This is a genomic window from uncultured Campylobacter sp. (genome assembly GCF_938045595.1).
Taxonomy (GTDB): Bacteria; Campylobacterota; Campylobacteria; order Campylobacterales; family Campylobacteraceae; genus Campylobacter_B.
On the sequence record NZ_CALIBB010000303.1, the window covers coordinates 1 to 2,420 of the forward strand.

Genomic DNA, 2,420 nt, shown 5'->3' on the forward strand with positions numbered 1-2,420 from the left:
CGCATATCCGACGCAGATCGTAGTTTACGTGCTATCGGCAGATCCGGAGGTTGATCTGCAAGTCGTCGCTCTTAATGCGGCGTCTGCGGCGCTATATCTTAGCGACATCCCGATTAAAGCGCCCGTTTGCGGCGTGCGTATAGGCTATCAAAACGGAAATTTCATCTTAAATCCGAGCAACTCCGCGCTTAAAGCTAGCGCACTTGATCTTTACGTAGCGGGCGTCGGCGATGAGCTTTTGATGATCGAGATGCGCTCCCTGCCGCAGATTAATGGCGGCGCGCAACAGATGAATGAATTTAGCGAAAATCTGATGGTGGATGCGATCGATTTTGCCGCAAAGGCGATAAGCGCGGGCTCGGGCGCCTACGAAGAGGCTTTTTTGCCGCTTAAAAAACCAGATGCGAGCCTAGAGTACAAACCCGAGATCGAGGACGAAGATATCGCGGATTTTATCGACGCAAACTACAAAGACGCCGTCAAAGCGGCGATCAATCAGATGGCAAAGAGCGAGCGCGCTACCGAACTAAACAAAATCGTGGATCAAATTTTAGCGACCGAGGCCGCGGCGCAAAACGAGTGGAGCAAGGAGGTGATCTCTAGCGTCATCGGCAAATATAAGCGCGGCATCATCCGCACGCAGATCATCGAGGATCACCGCAGAGCCGACGGGCGCGCGCTTGATGAGGTGCGCCCGATCAGTATCGAGACCAATATCCTACCGTGCGCGCACGGAAGCTGCCTATTTACGCGCGGGCAGACGCAAGCTTTGGTCGTCACCACGCTGGGCGGCGATAGCGACGCGCAGCTAAGCGACAGCCTAACGCAGCTTGAGCCGATCAGCGATAGATTTATGTTTAACTACAACTTCCCAGGCTTTTGCGTCGGCGAAGCAAGTCCGCTCAAAAGCCCCGGCAGACGCGAGCTGGGACATGGAAATTTAGCCAAAAGAGCGCTATATCCAAGCATCGATCTAAACTCGCCGCAGTCTATCCGCGTAGTGAGCGAAATTTTAGAGAGTAACGGCTCAAGCTCGATGGCTTCGGTCTGCGGCGGCGCGCTATCGCTTCGGGCGGCGGGCGTACCTACGCTAAAGCTCGTTGCGGGCGTCGCGATGGGCTTGATTTTTGAGGGCGAAAAACACGCCGTGCTAACCGACATAATGGGGCTTGAGGATCACGACGGAGATATGGATTTTAAGGTCGCGGGCACCTATGAGGGCATCACCGCGCTTCAGATGGATATCAAGCTCGGCGGCATCAGCCTGGAGGTTTTAAAAGAGGCTCTCGCGCAGGCAAAGCAGGCTCGCGCACATATTTTGGGCCTTATGGAGCAAGCGGATGCGGCGATCGTCATAAATGAAGATGTGCTTCCGAAGCTTGAAATTTTTAGCGTCGAGGCGAGCAAAATCCCCGACATCATCGGCCAGGGCGGCAAGGTCATCAAAGAGATTACCGAAAGCTTCGGCGTAAATATCGATCTGGATCGCGAAAAGGGTGAGGTCAAGATCCAAGGCGCAAAATCTGGCGGCGTATCGGGCGCGAAAGAGAAAATTTTATCGATAGTCTCAAATTCTCGCGATTTTCGCAAGCCGCGCAATGAGCGCAAAGAGGTAAAATTTCAGATCGGCGAGGAGTTTGACGGCGTGGTGCAAAGCGTGCTGGATTTCGGTACCTTCATCTCGCTACGAGACGGCGTGGACGGGCTACTGCGCGCTAAATTTATCACGACGCCTTACAAGGCGGGCGACGTGGTGCGAGTGCGCGTGACCGATCAGAAAGGCACTAAAATTTCACTGGAATTAGCTTAAAATTTTAATAGGAGTATGAGATGCAGCTTAAAAAGATTTTTTTCCCTATCGGCGGCGGCGAGGAGCTGGCAGAGCGCATACACGGAGCGCTGCTCGTAAATAAATTTTTCGGTACGCACATCAACATAATGGCGTGCCAGCTCGATCCTAAGATGATCTACAATGTCCGTATGACGCTAAAAGGCGGCGTGTTGATGGAGGAATTTTTAAAATCCGCGGGCGATGAGATGAGGGCCGAGCGCGAGGTGATCAAAGCTATCTTCGACACTGAATGCGCTAAGCTCGGCTTAGATCAAAACGACGACGATCACGTCCCAAATAGCGCCGCTTTGAGGCATATGGTAGGCATCCGCTCCGAGCTGGTCGAGAAATACTCCAAATATTGCGATTTGGTACTGGTCTCGGTGCCGCCTACGGGCTCTATCACCGGCACGTTCGAGGCGGCGGTCACCAAAAGCGGCAAGCCTTGCATCGTCATACCGCGCAAGCTGCAGGAGTTCAAGGCGGATAAAATTTTAGTTTCGCTTACCGGCACTGCGGCGTCTGCGCGAGCGCTCGATAATTGGCTGGAGCTTTTGCAGCGTGCCAAATCTATCACCGTCATTACCGC

General features: G+C 53.4%; 2 protein-coding genes. Both read left to right on the forward strand.

Annotation, left to right across the window (positions count from 1 at the left end):
- Positions 1-1,810 (forward strand): polyribonucleotide nucleotidyltransferase (locus tag Q0340_RS11675; protein WP_298083449.1); only part of this gene is annotated, 1,810 nt, incomplete at its 5' end.
- 20 nt (positions 1,811-1,830) lie between these two features.
- Positions 1,831-2,420: universal stress protein (locus Q0340_RS11680; RefSeq protein ID WP_298083450.1), on the forward strand; the 590-nt coding region annotated here is incomplete at its 3' end.